This window comes from Haloplanus litoreus, from assembly GCF_045690335.1.
GTDB classification, from domain to species: domain Archaea; phylum Halobacteriota; class Halobacteria; order Halobacteriales; family Haloferacaceae; genus Haloplanus; species Haloplanus litoreus.
Genome location: NZ_CP147874.1, coordinates 2,569,764 through 2,590,783, shown reverse-complemented (window position 1 = coordinate 2,590,783; position 21,020 = coordinate 2,569,764). Strand labels below are relative to the sequence as shown.

The 21,020-nt window shown below is 64.1% G+C and carries 17 protein-coding genes; 10 read left to right on the top strand and 7 right to left on the bottom strand.

Annotated elements, in window-relative coordinates; translation table 11 throughout:
- Positions 1 to 118 precede the first annotated feature (118 nt).
- Positions 119 to 379, bottom strand: coding sequence for a YgaP family membrane protein (locus V8686_RS13830; protein WP_379705086.1), 261 nt, complete (start codon positions 377 to 379; stop codon positions 119 to 121).
- Between the two features lie 709 nt (positions 380 to 1,088).
- Between V8686_RS13830 and V8686_RS13825 the strand changes: the two genes are divergently transcribed.
- Both V8686_RS13825 and V8686_RS13820 read left to right on the top strand, forming a co-directional pair.
- Entirely contained in the window at positions 1,089 to 1,673 is a 585-nt protein-coding gene (locus V8686_RS13825; protein WP_379705084.1) for a DUF5828 family protein, read from the top strand.
- Entirely contained in the window at positions 1,670 to 3,004 is a 1,335-nt protein-coding gene (locus tag V8686_RS13820; RefSeq protein WP_379705082.1) for an erythromycin esterase family protein, read from the top strand. The genes V8686_RS13825 and V8686_RS13820 overlap by 4 nt, the downstream gene beginning before the upstream one ends.
- Before the next feature lie 213 nt (positions 3,005 to 3,217).
- Here the strand turns inward: V8686_RS13820 and V8686_RS13815 are convergent, their stop codons facing one another.
- From V8686_RS13815 to V8686_RS13805, 3 genes are all read right to left on the bottom strand, one after another.
- Positions 3,218 to 3,640 carry a hypothetical protein gene (locus V8686_RS13815; protein WP_379706605.1) on the bottom strand — a complete coding sequence of 141 codons (423 nt, stop codon included), beginning with the start codon at positions 3,638 to 3,640 and terminating at the stop codon, positions 3,218 to 3,220.
- Positions 3,641 to 4,134: 494 nt separating this feature from the next.
- Positions 4,135 to 4,335, bottom strand: a complete 201-nt coding sequence (locus V8686_RS13810; protein WP_379705080.1) for a hypothetical protein — start codon at positions 4,333 to 4,335, stop codon at positions 4,135 to 4,137.
- Positions 4,336 to 4,697: 362 nt separating this feature from the next.
- On the bottom strand, positions 4,698 to 7,742 hold the full coding sequence (locus tag V8686_RS13805) for a PAS domain S-box protein (protein ID WP_379705078.1): 3,045 nt from the start codon (positions 7,740 to 7,742) through the stop codon (positions 4,698 to 4,700).
- Between the two features lie 125 nt (positions 7,743 to 7,867).
- On the opposite strand from V8686_RS13805, the gene V8686_RS13800 reads away from it, so the two are divergent.
- A complete protein-coding gene (locus V8686_RS13800; RefSeq protein WP_379705076.1) occupies positions 7,868 to 8,536 on the top strand; it encodes an ArsR family transcriptional regulator in 669 nt (222 codons plus the stop codon).
- Between the two features lie 820 nt (positions 8,537 to 9,356).
- Here the strand turns inward: V8686_RS13800 and V8686_RS13795 are convergent.
- Positions 9,357 to 10,730 carry an NAD(P)/FAD-dependent oxidoreductase gene (locus V8686_RS13795; protein ID WP_379705074.1) on the bottom strand — a complete coding sequence of 458 codons (1,374 nt, stop codon included), beginning with the start codon at positions 10,728 to 10,730 and terminating at the stop codon, positions 9,357 to 9,359.
- A 114-nt stretch (positions 10,731 to 10,844) separates the two neighbouring features.
- Between V8686_RS13795 and V8686_RS13790 the strand changes: the two genes are divergently transcribed.
- The gene (locus V8686_RS13790; RefSeq protein ID WP_379705072.1) at positions 10,845 to 11,798 is read left to right on the top strand and encodes a D-2-hydroxyacid dehydrogenase; all 954 of its coding nucleotides are present in this window, start codon (positions 10,845 to 10,847) and stop codon (positions 11,796 to 11,798) included.
- Between the two features lie 57 nt (positions 11,799 to 11,855).
- Here the strand turns inward: V8686_RS13790 and V8686_RS13785 are convergent, their stop codons facing one another.
- Positions 11,856 to 12,581, bottom strand: a complete 726-nt coding sequence (locus V8686_RS13785) for a fumarylacetoacetate hydrolase family protein (RefSeq protein WP_379705070.1) — start codon at positions 12,579 to 12,581, stop codon at positions 11,856 to 11,858.
- A gap of 185 nt (positions 12,582 to 12,766) precedes the next feature.
- Here V8686_RS13785 and V8686_RS13780 point away from each other — a divergent pair, with 185 nt between their 5' ends.
- From V8686_RS13780 to V8686_RS13760, 5 genes are all read left to right on the top strand, one after another.
- The gene (locus V8686_RS13780) at positions 12,767 to 14,482 is read left to right on the top strand and encodes a glutamate--tRNA ligase (protein WP_379705068.1); all 1,716 of its coding nucleotides are present in this window, start codon (positions 12,767 to 12,769) and stop codon (positions 14,480 to 14,482) included.
- Between the two features lie 59 nt (positions 14,483 to 14,541).
- Positions 14,542 to 14,724, top strand: coding sequence for a hypothetical protein (locus V8686_RS13775; protein WP_379705067.1), 183 nt, complete (start codon positions 14,542 to 14,544; stop codon positions 14,722 to 14,724).
- A gap of 51 nt (positions 14,725 to 14,775) precedes the next feature.
- Positions 14,776 to 16,455, top strand: a complete 1,680-nt coding sequence (locus V8686_RS13770; protein WP_379705065.1) for an aldehyde ferredoxin oxidoreductase family protein — start codon at positions 14,776 to 14,778, stop codon at positions 16,453 to 16,455.
- Between the two features lie 46 nt (positions 16,456 to 16,501).
- Complete coding sequence (locus V8686_RS13765; protein WP_379705063.1) at positions 16,502 to 16,831, top strand: 4Fe-4S dicluster domain-containing protein; 330 nt, start codon at positions 16,502 to 16,504, stop codon at positions 16,829 to 16,831.
- A gap of 76 nt (positions 16,832 to 16,907) precedes the next feature.
- Positions 16,908 to 17,648 (top strand): GNAT family N-acetyltransferase, encoded by a 741-nt coding sequence (locus tag V8686_RS13760; protein WP_379705061.1) that lies wholly within the window; start codon positions 16,908 to 16,910, stop codon positions 17,646 to 17,648.
- Between the two features lies 1 nt (position 17,649).
- On the opposite strand, the gene tmcA is transcribed toward V8686_RS13760, so the two are convergent.
- Positions 17,650 to 19,914 carry a tRNA(Met) cytidine acetyltransferase TmcA gene (tmcA, locus tag V8686_RS13755; protein ID WP_379705059.1) on the bottom strand — a complete coding sequence of 755 codons (2,265 nt, stop codon included), beginning with the start codon at positions 19,912 to 19,914 and terminating at the stop codon, positions 17,650 to 17,652.
- A 119-nt stretch (positions 19,915 to 20,033) separates the two neighbouring features.
- On the opposite strand from tmcA, the gene V8686_RS13750 reads away from it, so the two are divergent.
- A complete protein-coding gene (locus V8686_RS13750) occupies positions 20,034 to 20,960 on the top strand; it encodes a ring-cleaving dioxygenase (protein ID WP_379705058.1) in 927 nt (308 codons plus the stop codon).
- Positions 20,961 to 21,020: the final 60 nt, after the last annotated feature.

The window sequence follows — 21,020 nt, the reverse complement described above, 5'->3', positions numbered from 1 at the left end:
CCCTGCTCGGAACGAACGACTGGTTCGTGGTCCTGTCGACGTTCCCAACCGGAGATGGGTTGCAGAAGCGGCGTCGACGCCTCCAGACCGACTCCGAGAGCCGGCTGGTCGGCCCGAGTCAGCGGTTGCGGGGGGAACACGTGTTCAACCCCAGTATGCTGTTTATCGGGCACTTCTGCGTGTAGCCAGTCACGAGCAGGATCGCGCCAACCACCACGAGGATCAGCGCCATCAGCGCCTGTGGGACGGGCCCCACGGCGACGCGCAACAGCCCAACGTAGCCGACGATTCCGACGACGAGAAGGACTGCACCGATGACGGATCGCCCGAGCCTATCGTAGCCGCCGACGTTCTTGTTCACGGGATAATCACCGGTCATACCGTGGTAGTCTAGCAAAATAAACCTGTGAGGTGACTTTCATTTGACGGGAAGACAGCCTCGGCACTCAACGACAGTTGAAACTCCGGGCTTGCCACCCAGTAGAATCACGGACACGAGTGGCCACACGACAGGGGCTTTTCGTTCACTGTGGGTTTCGTGGGGTGTGTAAAAGAATCACGGTGCGGTCGTTTCGGTGAGTGACGCACACGCCGTGTCCGTCACGGATGAACGACTCCACGTTCGGGCTATCACTCTCGCCGTCCGCGGGCGTCACGATTCGGTCGTCTCACGGCCCGACGAGTGATTCGTTCCTCACTCGAACGGGAGCCTGCAGTGGCCATTCGACGAGCATCACGATGCCGCCGACGAACGCGACGAGCACAGGGGTGCGTTCCGAGCGCTGTGGGGTTCGGTGTGCGGTGCTGTCAGGACGAACCGCAGTCGCCAGTTACTATCGACCGGGAATAGTCGTTGGGATATTTTCACTTTCGCCCACGTAATGGGGACTGCGGAACGTCACGGACTCACCATGTCATACACGCTGGCGGTCGGTCCCCAACTCGCGTATCGACCGGACGTCCACTCCCGGGGAAGACGAATCAGATGGGGAGCTCACTACCGGGGTGGACCCCCTGTGAGAGACCGACGGGACGTCTCTCCGGGGCGGTCGTTCGGAAGAAGCCGCCGTCCGAGGTGGCCCTCCGTTATGGAAGACCGTCTCTCCGGTTTTCGTGTCCGTGGCTCGTGGGACGACATCGTCTCTCACGGCGAGCGGATGGCCCGTGCGTTGCGGGAGTGTGGCGTGGACGAGGGGGCACTCGCCGAGTGGAACGACCGGCGGCCGAAGGCCCACGAAGCACTCGAAGAGGGAGTGAGCGAGAAAACTGCCGAGAAGGCCAGCATCGAAGCGGGGACCGGACGGGCGGCCACGGAGGACCTCAAACGGGCCAGCGAGCGGGCCATCGAATCGGTCGAGACGGTGGAAGTGGACGGCCCAGAAGACGTTTTCGAGAAGTGGGAGGATGCCCTCGAACACGGACTTCGGGCGGTCGACACGACCACCCGAAAAGCTATCCGCAGGATCGAAACGGCAGTCTACGACCAACTCATGGCTCGATTCACGCCGTACTACTTCGATACCGAACTCGTGAGCGCGAACATTCGAGCGACGACACGACTGGAAGACGGCGACGAATTCGTGTTCGAAGTGGACGTCAACGACGACCAGCTCAAGGACGAACTCAGTGACCGACTCGGCACGGCGGAAGAGGCCGAACGAGAGGACGCATGACAGTACAGGACCGCACATCGTGGACCGAACCGGGAGATATCGAGGCGGCGGCCGCAGGCGTTCGTTCCCGGGCACACGGACTCGAACATCCCGACGACTTGGATCGCCTCGTCGAACAGTTCGGTGACCGGAAGTACGTGTTGCTCGGGGAGGCGTCGCACGGCACCTCGGAGTACTACCGCTGGCGTTCGCGCCTGACTGCTCGACTCATTCGGGAGAAAGGGTTCTCGTTCGTCGCTGTCGAGGGCGACTGGACGAACTGTTACGAACTCAACCGATACGTCAAGGGTCTCCCGGAGTCCCCCGGGACGGTCCGTGACGCCCTCGAAGCGTTCGACCGGTGGCCGACGTGGCTGTGGGCGAACTGGGAGGTCCTCGAATTCCTGGACTGGCTGGAGATTCACAACCAGAGCGCCGCCGAGGAGGAACGGATCGGGGTCTACGGTCTCGACGTGTACAGTCTATTCGAGTCCTTGGTGGCGGTCGTAGACTATCTCGAGGACGTCGACCCCGACGCGGCAGCCGAGGCCAGGGCCGCCTATCGGTGTTTCGAACCGTACGGTGACGACGCCCAGGAGTACGCGCGAGCGCTCCGGATGGTCCCCGAAACCTGTGAGGACGAGGTGGTGGAGATACTGACTCGGCTTCGCGAGGGGGGCGCGGCGGACGATCACGGCCGCGACGACTACTTCAACGCCGAACAGAACGCGCTCGTCGCGAAAAATGCCGAGCAGTACTACCGCGAGATGGTCCGCGGCGACGTCGACTCTTGGAACATCCGCGACCGGCACATGGTCGAAACGCTCGACCGCCTCCAGAATCATCACGGGGCGGATGCCAAGGGAATCGTGTGGGCACACAACACCCACGTCGGTGACGCCAGGGCAACCGATATGGAGGCGCGTGGGCGGCTCAACGTCGGGCAACTGGTACGCGAGCGCGAGGGCAGAGCCGACGTGGCGCTGGTTGGCATGGGTTCACACCGGGGCAGTGTCGTCGCCGCGGACTCCTGGGGTGCGCGGCTGGAGGAGATGACGGTCCCACCCGCACAGGAGGGAAGCTACGAACACGTCTTCGAGCGAGCGGGTGGTGACGACTGCGTCCTCGTGACCGAGAATCTCCCCGACGACTCGCCGCTCGTCCGACCACGGGGCCATCGCGCCATCGGCGTCGTGTATCACCCGGCCCGCGAAGCCGGGAACTACGTGCCAACGGTCCTCCCCGACCGGTACGACGCGTTCGTCTATCTCGACGAGACGAGCGCCCTCCATCCCCTCGCTGTCCACGTGGACCCTGGGGCGGTCCCGGACCTGTATCCCTGGGGATTCTGAGCGTTGGCCTTCGGCCCGCCGCCCGACGGAACGGTCGTACCGGGTGTGATTACTACGAGCGGGATGCGACAGTGACGATGGAATCTCTGACGGACACCGACGGTAGGGTTCGTACATCATCACCGACCCGACCGCACGCAGTCCGGCGATCGGACGTGCAAACAGTCCCACACGCTACGACAGGAGTTTGGATCGGGACTGTGGTAACTGGACTCACTCCCCGCGTTTGCCGTACGTTTCCTCACCCCAGCCATAGCTAGACGCCTCGTCGTCCCGTTCGAGGTAGTCCTCCAGCACCTCCTGTACGGCTCGGCCGAGGTCCTCTAACGCGGCGTCGATCATCGAGACTGTGCCCGAATCGAGCGACTCAGTCGCGTCTCGCTCTCTCCAGTCGTCCGGCATCGACGGGGCGTCGAAGCGAAGGCGGTCTTCGGTTGGGTCCCAGTAGAAGTCGAGCGCCTGGAACAGGCCGAGGTCGTTGACGATCCGAACCTGCTCTTCGCCGAGGTTCGTGTATTCGGCCCACTCGTTGAACCCCTCCTTCCACGCACCCTCCTGGAGCAGGTCTTCGAGATCCTCGCGGTAGAACTCCTCCGATCCGAGCGTCTCGTCTTGCCACTCGAACTCGCGCGGCATCCCCCGGTTCGAGAGGTCCGGTGACTCCGGAACCTCTACATCGAGTGTCATACCAGTCCTTTCAGTGGCAATACAATAAACCCCCATATCAGTTCCCAACGAGGTGTCCCCGGAAAAAGTCGTCCGCGAGTGGGGCGTCGGCCTGCGAGATCACCCCACGGATACCGGGCGGGTTGGCCGGTATTGCTCCGCTGAGAGATCTGACGACCGACGACCGATCCGTGCCCTGTATTCGGCGGAACCTCGAACGACGTGTCGCATACGGTACGAGTAAGAGTCACTCCGCTCAGACTACCCCCGTTTTGTGTGTCCGTGTCGTCATCGGAGGCGTTTTCCAACGGGCGGGAGCGACGGGGCAGCGTCCGCTTTCGACAGGTCGATGCTCGAAGACCCGCTACGCGACTGATCGGCGGTGGCGGCTCCCCCGGATCGTACTCACTTCCGACCGGTAGTTCTCTCACGGGGACGACGACGGACCGGCGGGACCGTCCCGATCAGTCCAGGTTCGAAATCGCTTCGTCGATATCGAAGTCCTGCGTGGTTTCGGACCCCTCTTCACTCCGCTCGACTTTCTCCTGATCCTCTTCGATCTCTACTTCGGGTCCCTCTTCCTCGGTGAACTCCGTGTTAACTCCCCATGGCATAGTCTCGTTCTTGTCGTACCGGACGTACCGATATATCAGTTCGGTTCCCACCGTGATGTCCGTCCGACCACCGGCGGTTCCGTGAGGACGGTTCCGTCGTCTCTCTGCCAACGTTCGGCCGACTCGACCGTGTTCGGTACTCGCCGTCGGCCGACGACAAACGAGTGGTCGGGGCGACACCGCTAGGCACCGACGACCCGACGGACCAGCGCCGACCGTTCCCCGAATGCGTCCGCACGACGTCCGTGGCTATAGAGCGTATTCCGATAGTGGCGGAAGATGTACGCCCGGAACACTACCGGACGACAATCTACTAGTAGGCTCATCGGAAGTGAAATTAGACGCTCTATAGACTGATGCCGGATAATTCGTCGGATCAATAATACTCCCAACATGTGAGGCGCTTTCTTCTTTTATACTTCCGTGACATCCCGCATCGCACCGACCAGTTTGTCAACCCGCCCCTCGCTAATTACGGGTGTGACTTTCGTTTCCCACTGCCGTTGCTCGCCATCAACTGGGATTTCTTCCGGGTATTGAATCGTTTCCTGCCGTTCCACGCACTCGCGGTACTGCGACTCGATTTCACTGTCGATTTCGTCACCAACAGCTTCCGTGGGCGTCTTGCTGGCGATTTCGTCGTTCGAGAGGCCCGTCAACTCTTCATAGACCTCATTCACACGCTCGACGTAGAACTCGCGGTCCTCGGAAACGTCAATAACGAACAGCGCATCTTGGGTGTTCTCGAACACGGTCTCGGCTAACTCCAGTCGTTGCTCGCGTTCGATACGCTCGGTGGCATCTTCTTGGAATCCAACCCAATTGCTGACCTCACCGTCTTCGTCTCTGATCGGTGCAATCGTCACGTGGTTCCAGAACATCGTGCCATCATTCCGGTAGTTTCGAAGCACGGTCGACACTGGCTCCTCGTTGTCGATGGCGTCGTGTATCTCGGCAACCGGTTCGGGATCGGTCTCCGGGCCCTGCATAAATCGGCAGTTTCGTCCGAGGATTTCGAATTCCTCGTACCCGGTTAATTCACGGTAGCGTTCGTTCGCGTATACCAGCGGGTTGTCCGACTGATCCGGGTCCGAGAGTGTTATCCCGACTGGTGCCTTCTCCATCGCCTCTGTTTTCCGGGTCAGCTCCGCCTCACGTTCTTTGCGCTCGGTGACGTCAGTGACGATGCCAACCATCCGCTTGGAATCGCCGCCATCGTCGTAGACCTCACCCCGTGATTCGACCCAGATGTCTGTGTCATTCTCGCGCTGGATACGATACTCGGTCTGAAATCGACTCTCGGTTTCGGCGGCCTGTTCAACAGCGGCAGTGGCTCCCTCTCTGTCGTCAGGATGAATATACTCCGCGAACGCATCGAAGGTACCCTCGAACGTACCTGGTTCGATCCCGACCAATCCTTCCAGAGACTCACTCCAGCGTACCTCGGCCGAGCCGATAGTCCAGTCCCAGACTCCCGTGTCCGTTCCTTCTAAGGCGAGTTGGAGCCGTTGTGTGGTCTCTTCAACTTCCTGCTCGCGTTCAATCTGCTCAGAGACGTCCCTGAAAATGGCGTAGGTTACAGGCCCATTAGGGAGCGAGACCGTAGCAGCGCTGATCTCGACCGGGACGTGGTCCCCGTTGGCGGTCACAACAGTTATGTGTGATCCATCGGGAAGCCGGCGCTTCACTCCACCCGATTCGACGTGTTCTTTGAACACTTGCCGATAGAGTTCGGTCTGCTCCGAGGGATGGATCTCGGGCTGATGCATCCCGATAATTTCGTCAGATGACATCCCGAGTAACGTTTCGGCGGCTTCGTTCACCTCAATTATCTCTCTGGTCTCAGGATCTGCAACGAACAATGGATCGGGGGCCGCCTCAACCAGGGTTTGATACCGCTGTTTTAACTCCGTCACCTCCCGTTCACGCTCTTTGCGCTCGGTGATATCCCGGCTAATGAAGAGGTGTTGGCCGGGGATAATATTTGACGTTCCCGAGTACTCAATACTTTTCTCTACGCCATCGGCACCGATTATCGTCGTTGTATCTCTTTGATCGCCGGTCTCTTGGAAGTGCTGCCACTCGGTATCGAATGCAAACTCGTCAGGGAAAAATTCCGTTAACGACCGCCCGAGTAGCTCGTTGTTCTCGACGCCGAATATCGTACTCGCTGCTTCGTTCGCATCTACAATTCTGCCATCGTCATTAACGATAGTGATCGCATCAGACGCTTCTTCGAAGCTTGTTTTGTACTTGTCACGCGACCGCGTCAGTTCTGTCACCTGTTGTTGAGCAGGAACGTCGGGCTTCCGGGGGATAGCAACCGTCATCGTCGTCCCGTGTTCCGTGATCTCCGGGTCGATGGATCCGTCGTGGCTTGACACAATCCAGTAGACCAACCAGAGGCCCAAGCCGGAGCCGTGGGTGAGTGGCGTCTCTACCCCTGATGTGAGGACTTCGGCTTCGTGATCAGGAAGCCCGGGTCCATTATCTTCGATGTGAATCTCGATACCGTTCGGGACAGTCCTGATAGCAACCGTGACATGGGGATTGTCGCCACTGTGTTTGACAGCGTTCTCGATGAGTTCCTCGATGGCCCGATCGAAGTTCTGCAGCACGTCCCCCTGGATTTCGTTGTCGTACTCAACAGTGATCGACGCAGCCGGATATTCCTGGGTAATCTCCTCGGCAATATCCTCAATCAGAGTGCCAATCTCGGTGGACTGTCGTTCGGAGCTGGTGGTGATGACTTCTTCCAGTTCGCGGGCTTTCTGACTTAACTCGATCAAGCCGTCGATATGGGTGAGAACAGTTTCACCGATGGAATCGTTATCCAGTTGCTTGGCCATGAGCTTCGTATAGCCCCGAATGACGGAGATTTCGTTTCGAAGATTGTGCCGCAGGACTCGGTGAAGAACCGTGGCAAGGTTGGTCTGATTCGTGAGTTCGCCCTCAATGAGCTCTTTTTCGAGTTCGCGTTCGAGCAATCGTGTAAGGTGGTCAGCAAACTGCGTCTCAGCCTCGCTAAACGATTCAGAACGGGGTTCGTCCGCAGCAAAACAGACGGTTCCGTAGGGTTCTTCCTCAGTAATGAGTGGGATACCGAGATACGTATGATGCCCGCTGATTTCGAAGGCGGGATCGTCGCCCCATCCTTGGGTAGATGCATCGTGGAGTGTGAAGGGAACGTCGTCTTCGATGGTCTCACGACAGTACGTTTCCTGAAGCTCTAGTTCAAGGCCAGGCGGGGCCTGTCCGTCTGCCGTGTCGGTCGTGACGACGATCTCCCAGTGATTGGTTTCTTGATCGATCCGGGTGAGATAGCCGTTGTCCACGCCGAGATACTGTTCGCCAAGCTCTAACGCCTCACGCGCTTTGTCATTAAATGGTACATCCTTTCGAACGATTTCATGGAGTCGCTGACGGGCCTCATGAACGCTTAGTGTGGGATCCACCATCTCTAACGTACACCTGTGGTCTGGTATTCAAATGGTATAAAGTCACTTTTATTGAATAAAATCACAACCACCAAGATCTTCAGCTTCATCAGAACTTTTCCCTGTGGGACTGATTCACATACAGAATGGCCGATGATCCAGATACGAAATCCTATGTTTTGCGTTCGACGTACCGGATGGACGTCATCCAGTCGCTCTCTCAAGCAGGTCAGCTAACGCCGACTTCGATCGCGCAGAAGACGGGTATCCGACAGCCACACGTGTCCCGAACTCTGTCGGAATTACGCGAGAAGGATCTTGTCTCCCTCGCAGTTCCCGAGGATCAACACAAAGGCCGACTGTACGAATTGACGGAGTTCGGTGAAGAGATCCGGGCAAAAACAAACCAGATAACTTGGCAGAACGACATCGCTAACATTCCTTCCACCCATCGAGAGATAGTCGCCTATCTTCACCAACGACTCGGAGAGAAAGTAACCGGAGTAGGATATTACGATGGGGGGACCGTCAGCATGTACTATTTCCATGACCAGATGCGGAACACGTTCTCCGAGGAACAACTTGTGAAATCGTCGGAAACCCTGATCAAGGAGTTCAGCCACACCGATACAAAGGCTGCCGAAATCGTTGGCGAACTCCGTTACGAAGTTCAATCCTTCACCGAACTGAATCGGATCGTGATTTACTCGGATGGCGGATTTTTGATGATCGGATTGCAGTCAGAGTGTCAATTCGAATATCCGTCGTTGATAGAGGAATGTAAATCCATATTGGATGGAGATGCGTCCGAATAGTATAGATTGTGATGTATCGAGAGAATAGACATCAATTTCGGTCACTGCCCGCTGTTGTCTCACTACATTTGAATAGGCTAACTTTAGAGTCGCTCTTGTGCGAGATACGGGCGCTTATTTCGCACGGCTATCCAAAGTAGACGGATATCAGTACTCCCGGCAGCTCTCATCCGCGGGTCGTCGTCATCGACAATCTCCAAATACGTGGGCGGAAAAGCCGTCGATACGGGAGAATCTCCCTCAACGGGAGGTAGTCGGTGACGTGATTTGTATTATTTATAAGTGATTCTCATAGTGCGCTCGGAACACTACCGGGCGAGACGCTACGAGTATGCCTGATGAACGTAAAATCAGCAAGCATCTACCGACCGAACGGCTCGGAGAGCCCGGTAGGTCGCCGGTTCACTCGCGCGAACGGACGCGAGCGCGAGGCTGACGACTGAGGGACGGAACGGATCGACTGAGGTGTGCTTTTGGTCGAGCTTTTGCAAGCGAGCGTAGCGAGCGCTGAAAAAGGTCGATGTACGCCCGGAACACTAACGTCCGGCCTCATCCCTGGCGGCGTGCCGTGTCGGCCGGCTAACCCTCGTGCCGGGCGGCCGTCGGATGCGTGGGGACGGCGCCACGTTCGGGCAGGCATCGCCTGCCCCGGTCGGCGTGCGTCGCACGCCTCCCGTCGGTGGTTCGTGGAACCACCTCTGTCACGTGCCCGGGTTCGCCGCGCGGTCATCGCGCCCTGGTGGGCGTACTCGGGCGGGGACTGAAGGCACGCACACGGCGATACGCCCCCCACGGGCTAACGTCTTGCGGACCGTCGGAGTCAGTAGACGTAGTCGTCTTCGGAGATATTGACGTAGCCGCCCCGCCGGAGGCGACGCTTCCGCCAGCGGTAACTGACGAGGAGTTTGATCGCGTTCCACCCGGCGGCGAACTTGCGCTCGAACATCCGGAATCCCTCCTCCTCGGCGAGCATCTTCCGGGCGGTGCGGAAGATGTTGTCCCAGTCCTCCGGACCGTACTCTTCCACCATGTCGGCCATCGTCACGTTCCGCAGAATCTCGTCCTCGATGGCGTCTTTCCACGCAGCGTTGTAGCCCGAGAGGTCGCCCGTCCCGGCACGTTCGCCCGCGATAGCGCCCGTGCGGACGGCGACGTGGTCGCCTCCCTCGTGGAACGCGGAGGTCGTCCCCATCGCCCCGCCGACGACGGCGATGCCGGCGTCGACGGGGGAGTCGACGGGCCTGGTCGAGGAGATGGGGTATGTCTCGGTACCCTGGGACTTGCCCCGGTCCTCGACCAGGGGAAAGTCCTCGGGAACGTCGTACTCGTCGCCGTACTCGTGTTCGAGGAGGCGACGGAGATACTCGCTCCCGCCCGGAACCGTCTCGTCGTCCGGATGGATCAGGGCGTAGGACTGCGGGTCCGTCACCTCGTCTAGGTCGAGACCGATGGGCATCGTGAGGCCGATGCGGGCCACGTCGTCGTCGTTCGGGAAGACCCACGGATAGGCCGTGTGGCCGGGGATGTACCCCCACCAAAACGTGATGGCGCCACGGAGGTCCTCGGCGACTGCCGGCGGCAGTTCCCGGTGTTCCTGGTACGCGATGTGGTTGGCCGTCGTCGTTCCGAGGTGGTCGGTCACCGGGTAGGGAAGATAGCGGTCGAGGACCCGGTTGGTGACGGTGCGCTGTGGGCCGTCCGCGAGAATCACGAAGTCGGCAGTCACTGCGTCGCCGTCCGCCAGACGGAGCGTGTGTCGCGGGTCGTCGTCGAGCGTCGTCTCGACGTCCCTGACGGAGACGCCGACGCGGTAGTCGGCGCCAGCCGCCTCGGCCCGTTCCCGAAGCCAGTCGTCGAAGCGGGCACGGTGGAAGGTGTAGCCGAAGCCGTCGTACGAGGATTCGATGCCGGTGTTGTGGAGGACGCAGGACTCCGACGGGCCGACGAACGTCGCGCGGTCGAGTTCCGATAGCAGGACGCCGTCGGGAAGTTCGTCGGGGTGGATGCCCATGATGTCGACCCAGTAATCGAGGATGCCGGCGGCGTCTGTCGAGTCCGGACCGAGTCCCGGTCGGTCGTCGCGGGGGACCCCCTTCTCGAAGACCCGCGCGGACGCGCCGGCCTCGGCTGCCGCGTGTGCCGCCGCCGATCCGGCGGGTCCGCCGCCGACGACGGCTACGTCGACGTGTTCCATACCTCCCCTCCGACAGGCGACTGTATTAATGACCCGGAACGCGACGCCGAATCGACTCCGGATACCGCCGCCACTCCCAGAGGGTCTATAACGGAGGCGGGTGCAACCCCGTCCATGACCGATCCGGATATCGTCGTCTTGCGGCAGAAAGTACACGGCATGACCCCCGAATCCTACGGGGCGAAACTCCGCGACCGGCTCCCCGACCACGAGGTGGCCGTCGCGACGACGCCCGACGAGGAGCGCGACCTTCTCAGCCGAGCGCGAGTGGTGACTGGTATCGACTTCGAGCCGGAGTGGCTGGAGACGGCCGAGAACCTCGCCCTGTTCGCTTGCGCCTACGCCGGGACGGGACACGTCGACGTGGGCGCGCTGGAAGACGCTGGTGTCGCCGTCACCAACGCGTCCGGCGTCCACGGGCCCAACATCTCGGAGTACGTGATCGGCGCGTTGATCGCACACGAACGCCGATTCGGGCGCGCCCGCGAGCAGCAGGAGCGCGCCCACTGGGAAGCCTATCCCGTCCGCGAACTCCACGGGAGCACGGCCGCCGTCGTCGGTCTGGGGGCCATCGGCTCTGCTCTCGTCGAGCGGCTCCACCCCTTCGGCGTCGAGACGGTCGGCGTCCGGTACACGCCCGAGAAGGGTGGGCCGACCGACGAGGTGGTCGGCTTCGACGACGTCCACTCGGCGCTCGCCCGCGCTGACTACGTGATCCTCGCCTGTCCGCTCACCGAGACGACGCGAGGACTGATCGACGCCGAGGCGCTGGCGTCGATGCGGGCGGACGCCCTACTGGTGAACGTCGCCCGCGGCCCCGTCGTCGATACGGAGGCGCTGGTGACGGCGCTCCGGAACACGGATATCCGCGGAGCGACCCTCGACGTGACCGATCCCGAACCGCTGCCCGCGGACCACCCGCTCTGGTCGTTCGACAACGTCCAGATCACGCCGCACAACGCCGGCAACACGCCGCAGTACTACGACCGCCTCGCCGACATCCTCGCGGAGAACCTGCGGCGGATGGAGGGTGGCGAGGTCGGCGGCCTCGTGAATCAGGTGGGCTAACCCGGGACCGACCGGACGCCGGTCACAACGGGGACCGCCAGACTCCGGGGTCCGTCGTTACCCATCCTCGGGCGGCGCCACGTGGTTGCGGAGGGTGCCGACGCCCTCGTAGGTGATCTCGACGGTGTCGCCGGGGTCGATGGTGCCCGGGTTGGCGGGGCTGCCGAACGCGATGACGTCGCCGGGGCGGAACGTGAACCGCTCCGAGAGGAAGGAGACGATTTCGTAGGGGTCGAACAGCATGAGTTCGGTGTTGGCCTCCTGCCGTCGCTCCCCGCTCACGTCGGTGTGCATGTCGATGCCGTGTGGGTCGAGCTCCGTCTCGATCCACGGACCCAGCGGCCCGGACCCGTCGAAGGCCTTGCGTGCGGTCCGCCCCGGTTGATCGAGGGCGTCCACGTCGTTCATGATGGTGTACCCACGGATCACGTCCGGCACCTCGGACGCGTCGATGTCGTGACACCGCTCGTCGACGACGGTACAGAGTTCTCCCGCGTACGTCACCTCGTCGGAGAAGGTGGGGTACGGGATCGGCTCCTCGTGGGCGACGACAGCGGCCGGGGGCTTGATGAAGAACGCCGGCTGCTCCGGCACGTCGTACTCCATCTGATCGAGCGTCTCGGCGAAGTTCCGACCGACGCAGTAGAGTGCCGAGGGATCACAGGGGGCGGCGAGGGTACCGTCCTCGCCGACGACGAACGTGTCCGCCTCCGTCTCGACGACGCCGTCCCGGTACTCGCCGGTGTGGACGTCGCCATCGACCGCGATGCGTGCGAGTTTCATACGCTCCCGTCCCGGTCGACCGACAAACCGCTTGTGGAACGTCCGCGCGGCCCGACGACCGCGGTGGGCCGGTCGCCTCCCGTCGGCAAAACCGTTATCTATGACAAACGGTAACACGAAACGTACCCCTACCCGCGGCCCCCGATCCACGCCAGTTTTTACCCGTCGGCCGGAATCGAGAGTCAATGGACTCCGAACTTCGCGAACGCGTCGAACGAGCGGCGCGGACGCACGCACTCCTCAACGCGGTGAAGTACGAAAGCGACGCGGACGTGGGCGCGGTCATGGGCCCGCTGATGGGTGAGAACCCCGACTTCCGCGAGCACGCCGACGAGATTCCCGGCGTCGTCGGGGGCGTCGTCGCCGACGTGAACGCCCTCTCCCCCGAGGAGCGCCGGGCGGAACTCGAGGAACTCGCACCGGCGGAGTTGGCCGAAATCGAGGCCGAGGACGAGGGCGACGAGCATCCCCTGCCGGACTTGCCGAACGTCGACGACGACGTGGGCGTCGTGATGCGCGCGGCACCGAACCCGAACGGTCCGTGGCACCTCGGCCACGCCCGGATGCCCGCCGTCATCGGGACGTACAAGGAGCGCTACGACGGGCGGTTCATCTGCCGGTTCGACGACACCGATCCCGAGACCAAACGCCCAGATCTCGACGCCTACGACGCCATTCTCGACGCTATCGAGTTTCTCGGGTTCGACCCCGACGTGGTGATTCGCGCCAGCGACCGCCTGGAGACGTACTACGACCACGCCCGGAAGCTGATCGACCGGGACGGTGCCTACACCTGTTCCTGCCCGCAGGGGGAGTTCTCGGACCTGAAGAACGCGGGCGAGGCCTGTCCGCACCGCGAGAAGGACGCAGCGACGACTCGCGAGGAGTTCGAGGCGATGGTCGACGGCGAGTACTCAGCGGGCGAGATGGTCCTCCGGGTCCGCACCGACATCACCCACAAGAACCCGGCGTTGCGCGACTGGGTGGCCTTCCGCATGATCGACCGCCCGCACCCGCGATCGGAGGCGGCGGACTACCGCTGTTGGCCCATGCTCGACTTCCAGTCGGGCGTCGACGACCACCTCACGGGTGTCACACACATCATCCGTGGCATCGACCTGCAGGACTCCGCCAAGCGTCAGCGGTTCGTCTACGACTACTTCGACTGGGAGTACCCCGAGGTGATCCACTGGGGTCACGTCCAAGTCGACGCGTACGACGTGACCCTCTCTACCTCGACGATCAAGGAACTGATCGACGCCGGCGAACTCGACGGGTGGGACGACCCGCGCGCACCGACCCTCGCCAGCCTACAGCGCCGGGGGATCCGCGGCGAGGCCATCGTCGACGCGATGATCGAACTCGGTACCTCGACGAGCAACGTCGAACTGTCGATGAGCGCCATCTACGCGAACAACCGCGACCTGATCGACGACGACGCGAACCGCTACTTCTTCGTGCGGTCGGGTGAGGCGGTTCCGGTCGAGGGCGGTCCGGACGCCGGCCACCCGCCAGTCCACCCCGAACACGAGGAGCGCGGCCGCCGCGACGTGCCGGTTCCGGGTGCCGTGCGGATCGAACCGGCCGACGTGCCCGCCGAGGGCGAACGCGTCTGGCTGAAGGGCTTCGGCTGTGTCCGCCACGTCGACGGCCGCTTCGAGTACGCCGGCGACGACATCACCGCCGTCCGCGAGGAGGGCGTTCCGGTGATCCACTGGGTGCCCGCCGAGGGGGGCGTCCCCCTGCGACTGCGGACGATGGACGGCGACGTGACCGGCGTCGCGGAACCCGAGATCTCGGACGCGGCCGTCGACGACGTGGTGCAGTTCGAGCGCGTCGGCTTCGCCCGCATCGACGGCGAGACCGACGGCGAGACGGTCGCGTACTACACGCACGAGTAACACTGTGGGCCATCGAGGTCACCGACCCCGAGACCGGCGACCCGTTCCACCACCCGTGGGTGGCGTCGGGAGACGACCCCGTCGACGACGTCATCGGTGAGGCGGAGGATCGCGGCGTCCTCGTCGGTGGTGGCCGGCCGCGCATCCAGATCATCGTCGCCCCGCCGCTCCCGGTGACGGATGCCGACATCGACGAGGCCGTCGACGCCATCGACGCGTCCATCGGAGTGGTGTTCGACTGACGGCCGCTCGCGGGGGATACCGTTTAATAGCTCCGCGGTCCCGAAACCACCATGCTCACTATCGAGGGACCGCTCCTCACGGTCGACGTGGGGTCGCGGCAGGCCGAGACGGCGGACGTGGACGACGTTCTCGACGCGTACATCGGTGGCCGGGGAGTCGCCACCCGCCTCGCCCACGACCGCATCCCGTTCGACGTCGATCCACTGGGACCGGACAACCGCCTCTACTTCACGACCGGCCCGATGCAGGCATCGTCGATGAGTTTCACCGGTCGCGCCTCCGCGACGGCCGTCTCGCCGCTAACCGACGGCCTGCTCTCGACCAACGCCGGCGGGTTCGTCTCCCGAAACCTGCTCGGTACGGGCCACGCCGTCGTCGAACTCGTCGGCACGAGCGACGTGCCGCTGATCGTCCACGTGCGCGAGGACGGGGCCACCTTCGAGGAAGTCCCCGACTTGGCGGGCGTGGAGGTTCCCGCAGTCACCGACTACGTCGAGTCGGAACACGACCTGGGCGCGGAACACGTCGCCTGCATCGGTCCCGCCGGGGAAAACGGGGTTCGCTTTGCCTGCATCATGACCAGCGAGACGCGGGCCTTCGGTCGCGGGGGCCTCGGGGCCGTCCTCGGATCGAAGAACGTGAAGGCGCTCACCTTCGACGGCGACGCCGTTCCGGACGTGGACATCGACACCGAGGCGGCCGCTATCCACCGCGAGGCGGCCACCAGCGACCACATCATGAAACGGCAGGGGACGAGCAGTGTCACGGACCTCGCCAACGAAATCGGCTCCTTCCCGACCCGCTACTTCGCGGACGTCCGCTACGAGGAGTTCGAGAAGATCAACGGCGACCGGGTGGAAGAGAAAAAGTACAAGAACGGTACCTGTTCGCAGTGTGCGTTCGCCTGCAAACTCCCGACGCGAGACGAGGCGTCGGGCGTCGAGACGGAGGGTCCGGAGTTCGAGACGATCATGTCCTTCGGGGGCAACTGCGAGGTGAACGACATCGTCTCGATCATGCAGTCGAACGACCTCTGTGACCGCCTGGGGATGGACACCATCTCCTGTGGCAACGCGGTGGCCGCGTACCTCGAAGCCGAGGACGCCTTCGGCGATTCCGAGTTGATCCACGAGACGGTGCGGACGATTGCCCACCGCGAGGACGACGGCGACGTCCTCGCCGAAGGTATCCACCGCTTCCACGACGAACTCGGCGTCGAGGACTGGACGGTCAAGGGAATGACCTTCTCCGCCCACGACGGGCGCACGCTCAACGGACAGGGACTCGGCTTCGCCACCGCGAACCGCGGTGCCGACCACATGTACTCCACCTTCTACGCCTACGAGTACCCCCTCGTCGACGCCTCGGAGGCGTTCGAACCGTCGGGCCTCCCGGCGGCCAAGGCGGAGAAACTCGTCGAACTGGAGAACAAACGGGCACTGGAGGACTGCGGTGTCGTCTGCCGATTCTCCCGCGGCACGATGACCGAGGAACGCTTCGAGATGCTGTTCGACGCCGACTTCGACGACCTGTTGGCAGTGGGAGGACGCGTCGTCGAACTCGAACGCCACTTCAACAACCGCCGCGGGTTCGACCGGTCGGACGACGACTTGCCCTACGACCTGCCGAACTTCGAGGCTGCCCTCGACACCTACTACGACGCCCGCGGGTGGAGCGACGAAGGTGTCGTCCCCGAGGAATCCGTCGGGACGGCCGCGAGCGCGGAGTAGCGCGTTCGGTCGTAGGTTTATCCGTCCCGGGCGCCGAACCCCGGGTATGGCCATCGATCCGAACTTCGAACGAACCCGTGAACAGGTGGACGAGGAGGACGGCGTCGCCGTCTGGGGACCGGTCGAACCCCCGGAGAAACTCGGCATCCACGGCACCCACGTCGCCGTCGACTTCGACATCTGCCTCGCCGACGGCGCCTGCCTCGAGGACTGTCCCGTCGACGTCTTCGAGTGGGTAGACACGCCGGGACACCCCGAGAGCGAAATCAAGGCCCACCCCACCTACGAGGACCAGTGCATCGACTGCATGCTCTGTGTCGACGTCTGCCCCGTCGACGCCATCGACGTGGACCCGAGTCGCGAGAACCGCGTCTGAGCGACTGACACTCGTCCGGTGAGCTGCCGCCGAAGTGTCACGAACGATTAAGTATGACACTGTGTTACACGTCAGCATGGAACTGACCGAGCAACTGAACTTCGATCACGAGGACCGCCGGGACATCTACGACTACGTCGAGGCCCACGGGGAGGTGCGAGCGGATCAGGCCCGTCGGGCGCTGAACCTCGATCCGGAGGCGTTCGGTCACCACGTCACCATCCTCCGGCGCGACGGATACATCCGACGCGACGGCAACAAGCTCAGGGTGGCCTATCAGGAGGAAGACGTGGAAGAACACGCCGCCGCCGACGTGACGTTCACCATCCGGGCGGCCCAGCAACGGGATCTCTCCGGGTTGATCGGCGTCATCCGCGGGGTGGCGGAGGAGGGGACCTACATCGAGGCGGAGACGGTGGCCGATCTGCTGGACCACGAGGAGGTGATCCTCCGACACAACGAGGTCCGCTCGCGGATGGTGTTCGTCGCCTGTGTCGACGACGAGGTGGTCGGCTGGGTCCACCTCGATCTGCCCGAGATGGAGAAACTCGCCCACACCGCGGTGTTGACCGTCGGCCTCCTGCCGACGTACCGCGGCCACGGTATCGGGGCTGCCCTTCTCGACCGGGGCGTCCGCTGGGCGTGCGATCACGACTTCGAGAAACTGTACAACAGCGTCCCCGCCACCAACGAGGCCGCCATCGACTTCCTCGAAGCTCACGGCTGGGAGACGGAGGCGGTACGCGAGGACCACTACCGGATCGAGGACGAGTACGTCGACGAGGTGATGATGGCGACGTTTCTCGACTGCCCGTAACTCACTCGTAGCGGCGTCGTTCCTCGGTCGCGGCGTCCGTGCCGTAGCAGTCGACCAGCGGCCGGTACGCCGCCCCCAGCGCGCGCATACACTGTCGCGTCGAGACGTAGTCCAAGTCGGCGGCGACCCGTTCCCACGCGTGGGCCTGGAGTGGTTTGTGAACCAGCAACCGCTCGGCGCGCGCCGAGAGGTCGACCCTCCGATCCGTGAGGTGAGTGAGCGCCAGGTCCCTGAAGGCGCCGGGTGCGGCGTCGTACAGTCCCGGGCCGAAGGCCGCGGCGGCGACGACTCGCCACTCGTGGTCCGCGAGCGCCGGCGACGGCGAGTGGGCGGTCGCCCGCAGTATCTCGCGGGCCACGTCCGGGTCGAGGTCCCGGAGGGCATCACAGAGGCCGTCGCGCATCCGCGCACAGAACCGGCGGGCGTGGCGGTCGTGGAGCCGTTCGCCGGCCGGACTCGTCGGCCGGAGCATGATCGCGGAGTACTCGCCGCTGGTCTCGTTGCGGGTCGTCGAACAGTGGACCGTCCGGTAGCCGTTGCGCGCCCAGAACCGGACGAGCGGCGGTGTCGCCCCGTAGCCGACGCCGAACCAGTCCACGGCGTCGTCGAATTCGTCGTGGCACGCGGCGAGGAGGCGGGAGCCGAACCCCTCCGACCGGCGCGCGTGGTGGGTGGCGATGCGCAGGACGCGGTAGCCGACGGGCGCCCCCGCCTCGACGTCGCGCAACTGGCTCGTCAGCACGTCGGGGAGCATGTTACCCCGGACCCGGCCGCCCTCGTACATCTCCTCCCGGAGCGACTCGGGGAGTCCGCCCTCCCGGGCCAGCAACGCGACGGCGACGACGTGGCCGTCGACGCGGAGCGCCCGGCAGGTCAGGTTGGGGGCATCGAGCAGGCGCGCCAGGTCGTCGGGCTCCGTCCGGTAGTGTGCGAGGACCAGGAGTCCGAACGTCTCGCGGAGCAGGTGTTCGTCGGCTCGCAACGCCTCGGCGTCGAGCGCCCGGTAGGTGGCCTCGGAGGGGGACGCGTCCTCGACCACCGGGTCGACGGCGGGGCGGGCGTCGAGTAGGAGTGCACGGAAGGCCCACACTTCGACGGGGTCACCGGCGGCGTACCGAATCGGATCGTCGAGGCGCACGTCGGTCGCCGTTCGGTCGCTCTCCGCGAGGCGCTCCCGGAAACGCACGTCGAACCCGCGGCCGGTTCCCTCGTAGCCGTGGACCGTCGTGACGAAAGCCGTCGCCGGGGCATCGAGGAGCGCTTCGAGACGGCGCACCGGCAGGGCGGCCGCCTCGTCGACGATCACCGCGTCCGGATCTCCGGGCAGGTCGACGGCCGTTTCGGGGGCGAGAAAACGGACGGTTCCGCCGCCCGCCGCTGACAGCACGTGTGCCTCGTCGTCGGCGTCCGCGAGGGTGCCGAGGGCGTCGAGCAGCACCCGGGCTCGCTCGAACACCTCCGCCGCGTTGCGGTAGGCGGGCGCGGTGACGAGGACGTCCCGACCGTCCGCGGCGAGGCTCCCGGCTGCGAGGCCGGCGGCGGCGGACTTCCCCCGTCCTCGGTCCGCTTCGACGATGACGGCGACGTCGCGACCCCGGAGTCGTTCGAGTGCGGAGAGGGCGTCGGCCTGATCGGCCGTGAGACACGTCTCGTAGGCGGTCCGCGGGAAGGCTGCCGCGTCCGGGACAGTCACGTTTTCCCGCGGCCGCGCGCGAGCTGCGCCGGTCAGACCGTCGCGTTCGACCGTCTCCGCGTCCACGTCGACGACGGCGACGCCCGGGTGGGAACGGAGCGTCTCGACCAGTCGGCGACGGAAGTGGCCGGTCACGTCGTCGACGGTGAACGGCGGCACGGCGAGTCGCTCGTCGTCGTCGGTTCGTTCGTCCGGCCAGCCGTCGAGGGGCGGCGTCACGAGGACGAGGAGTCCGCCGCCGTCGACGGCGCCGACGACGCGGCCGAGGACGTTCGCCGAGAAGCCCGCGTGGGCGTCGAGGACGACGACGTCCCGAGTGGTGCCGAGGAGGCGACTGGCGTCCCTCGGTACGATCCGCTCGGCCCAGCCCACGTTATCGCGGGTCGTCAGGACGGTCACGTCGGGGTTCTCGGCCCCCGTTCGGTCGCTCGTGGACCCGTGGGCGTACGCGGCGACGGCGTCGGCCGCGGCAGCGAGGCCTCGGTTCCGGTCGCCGGCGAGAGTCAACAGTCGACGCTCGTTCGCGCGGACGGCTTCGGCCCGGAGTGCGGCGACGACGCCGTCGAGATCCATGGCCGGTCGTACCCCGTCGGCGACCAAGGGCCTTACCCTCCGGTCCCAGCGACGCCGACGACGGCTGGTTACACTAGTGTTACGGAGTCGTTAACTTCGGGCGAGACGTACCGTGAACCGTGCCTCAAGCAATTCCCGGGATTCACCACGTCACCGCCGTCGGGAGTGATCCCGTCCGCAACGCGGCCTTCTACACGGAGACGCTCGGGCTCCGACTCGTCAAGCGGAGCGTGAACCAGGACGACGTGTCCGTCTACCATCTGTTCTACGGCGACCACGGCGGGTCGCCGGGAACCAGCATGACGTTCTTTCCGTACCCCGAGGCGGCCCCCGGTCGGGTCGGTCGGGGACAGGCAAGCGCCGTTGCCTTCCTGATTCCGGCCGACGCGGTCGAGTACTGGGCCGAGCGACTGGACGCCGCGGACGTCTCCGTCGAGGAAACCGAGCGCTTCGGCGATGCAGTCCTGCGGTTCCAGGATCCGGACGGTCTGCCGCTCGAACTCGTCGCGCGTGAGGACGCCCCGGCGGGCGACCCGCCCGAGGGACCGATTCCCGCCGAACACGCGATTCGGGGCTTCTTCGGCGTCACGCTCACGCTGGCGGACGCCGACCGGACGACGACGCTGTTGGAGGCGATGGGGTTCGACGCGTCGGGGAGCGAGGGCGACCGTCGGCGCTACGAGTCGGATGGCGACCTCGGCTACGTGATCGACCTGTACGCGGACCCGGACGCGCCGCAGGGCCGACCCGGTGCGGGGACGGTTCACCACGTCGCCTTCCAGGTGACCCGGGAGACCCAACCCGAGTGGCGACGGACGTTGATCGACCACGGGCTCCGCCCGACGGAGATCATCGACCGAAAGTGGTTCGAGTCGGTCTACACCCGGACGACCGGCGACGTTCTGTTCGAGTACGCCACGAACGAGCCCGGATACACCGTCGACGAGGACCTGGAACACCTCGGGGAGCGACTCGTCCTGCCCGAGTGGCTGGAGAGCCGGCGCGACGAAATCGAGGCCGGACTGCCGTCGCTGGATCGCTCGTAGCGTCCGGCCCCGTTCGCACGCCCGAGCGTCGGACTGCGTTCGATCGGGAGGCCACCGACG

Coding starts and splice junctions, on each gene's coding strand:
- V8686_RS13830 (WP_379705086.1), bottom strand. CDS start 379: ATGACCGGTGATTATCCCGTGAACAAGAACGTCGGCGGCTACGATAGG.
- V8686_RS13825 (WP_379705084.1), top strand. CDS start 1,089: ATGGAAGACCGTCTCTCCGGTTTTCGTGTCCGTGGCTCGTGGGACGAC.
- V8686_RS13820 (WP_379705082.1), top strand. CDS start 1,670: ATGACAGTACAGGACCGCACATCGTGGACCGAACCGGGAGATATCGAG.
- V8686_RS13815 (WP_379706605.1), bottom strand. CDS start 3,640: ATGCCGCGCGAGTTCGAGTGGCAAGACGAGACGCTCGGATCGGAGGAG.
- V8686_RS13805 (WP_379705078.1), bottom strand. CDS start 7,742: ATGGTGGATCCCACACTAAGCGTTCATGAGGCCCGTCAGCGACTCCAT.
- V8686_RS13800 (WP_379705076.1), top strand. CDS start 7,868: ATGGCCGATGATCCAGATACGAAATCCTATGTTTTGCGTTCGACGTAC.
- V8686_RS13795 (WP_379705074.1), bottom strand. CDS start 10,730: ATGGAACACGTCGACGTAGCCGTCGTCGGCGGCGGACCCGCCGGATCG.
- V8686_RS13790 (WP_379705072.1), top strand. CDS start 10,845: ATGACCGATCCGGATATCGTCGTCTTGCGGCAGAAAGTACACGGCATG.
- V8686_RS13785 (WP_379705070.1), bottom strand. CDS start 12,581: ATGAAACTCGCACGCATCGCGGTCGATGGCGACGTCCACACCGGCGAG.
- V8686_RS13780 (WP_379705068.1), top strand. CDS start 12,767: ATGGACTCCGAACTTCGCGAACGCGTCGAACGAGCGGCGCGGACGCAC.
- V8686_RS13770 (WP_379705065.1), top strand. CDS start 14,776: ATGCTCACTATCGAGGGACCGCTCCTCACGGTCGACGTGGGGTCGCGG.
- V8686_RS13765 (WP_379705063.1), top strand. CDS start 16,502: ATGGCCATCGATCCGAACTTCGAACGAACCCGTGAACAGGTGGACGAG.
- V8686_RS13760 (WP_379705061.1), top strand. CDS start 16,908: ATGGAACTGACCGAGCAACTGAACTTCGATCACGAGGACCGCCGGGAC.
- tmcA (WP_379705059.1), bottom strand. CDS start 19,914: ATGGATCTCGACGGCGTCGTCGCCGCACTCCGGGCCGAAGCCGTCCGC.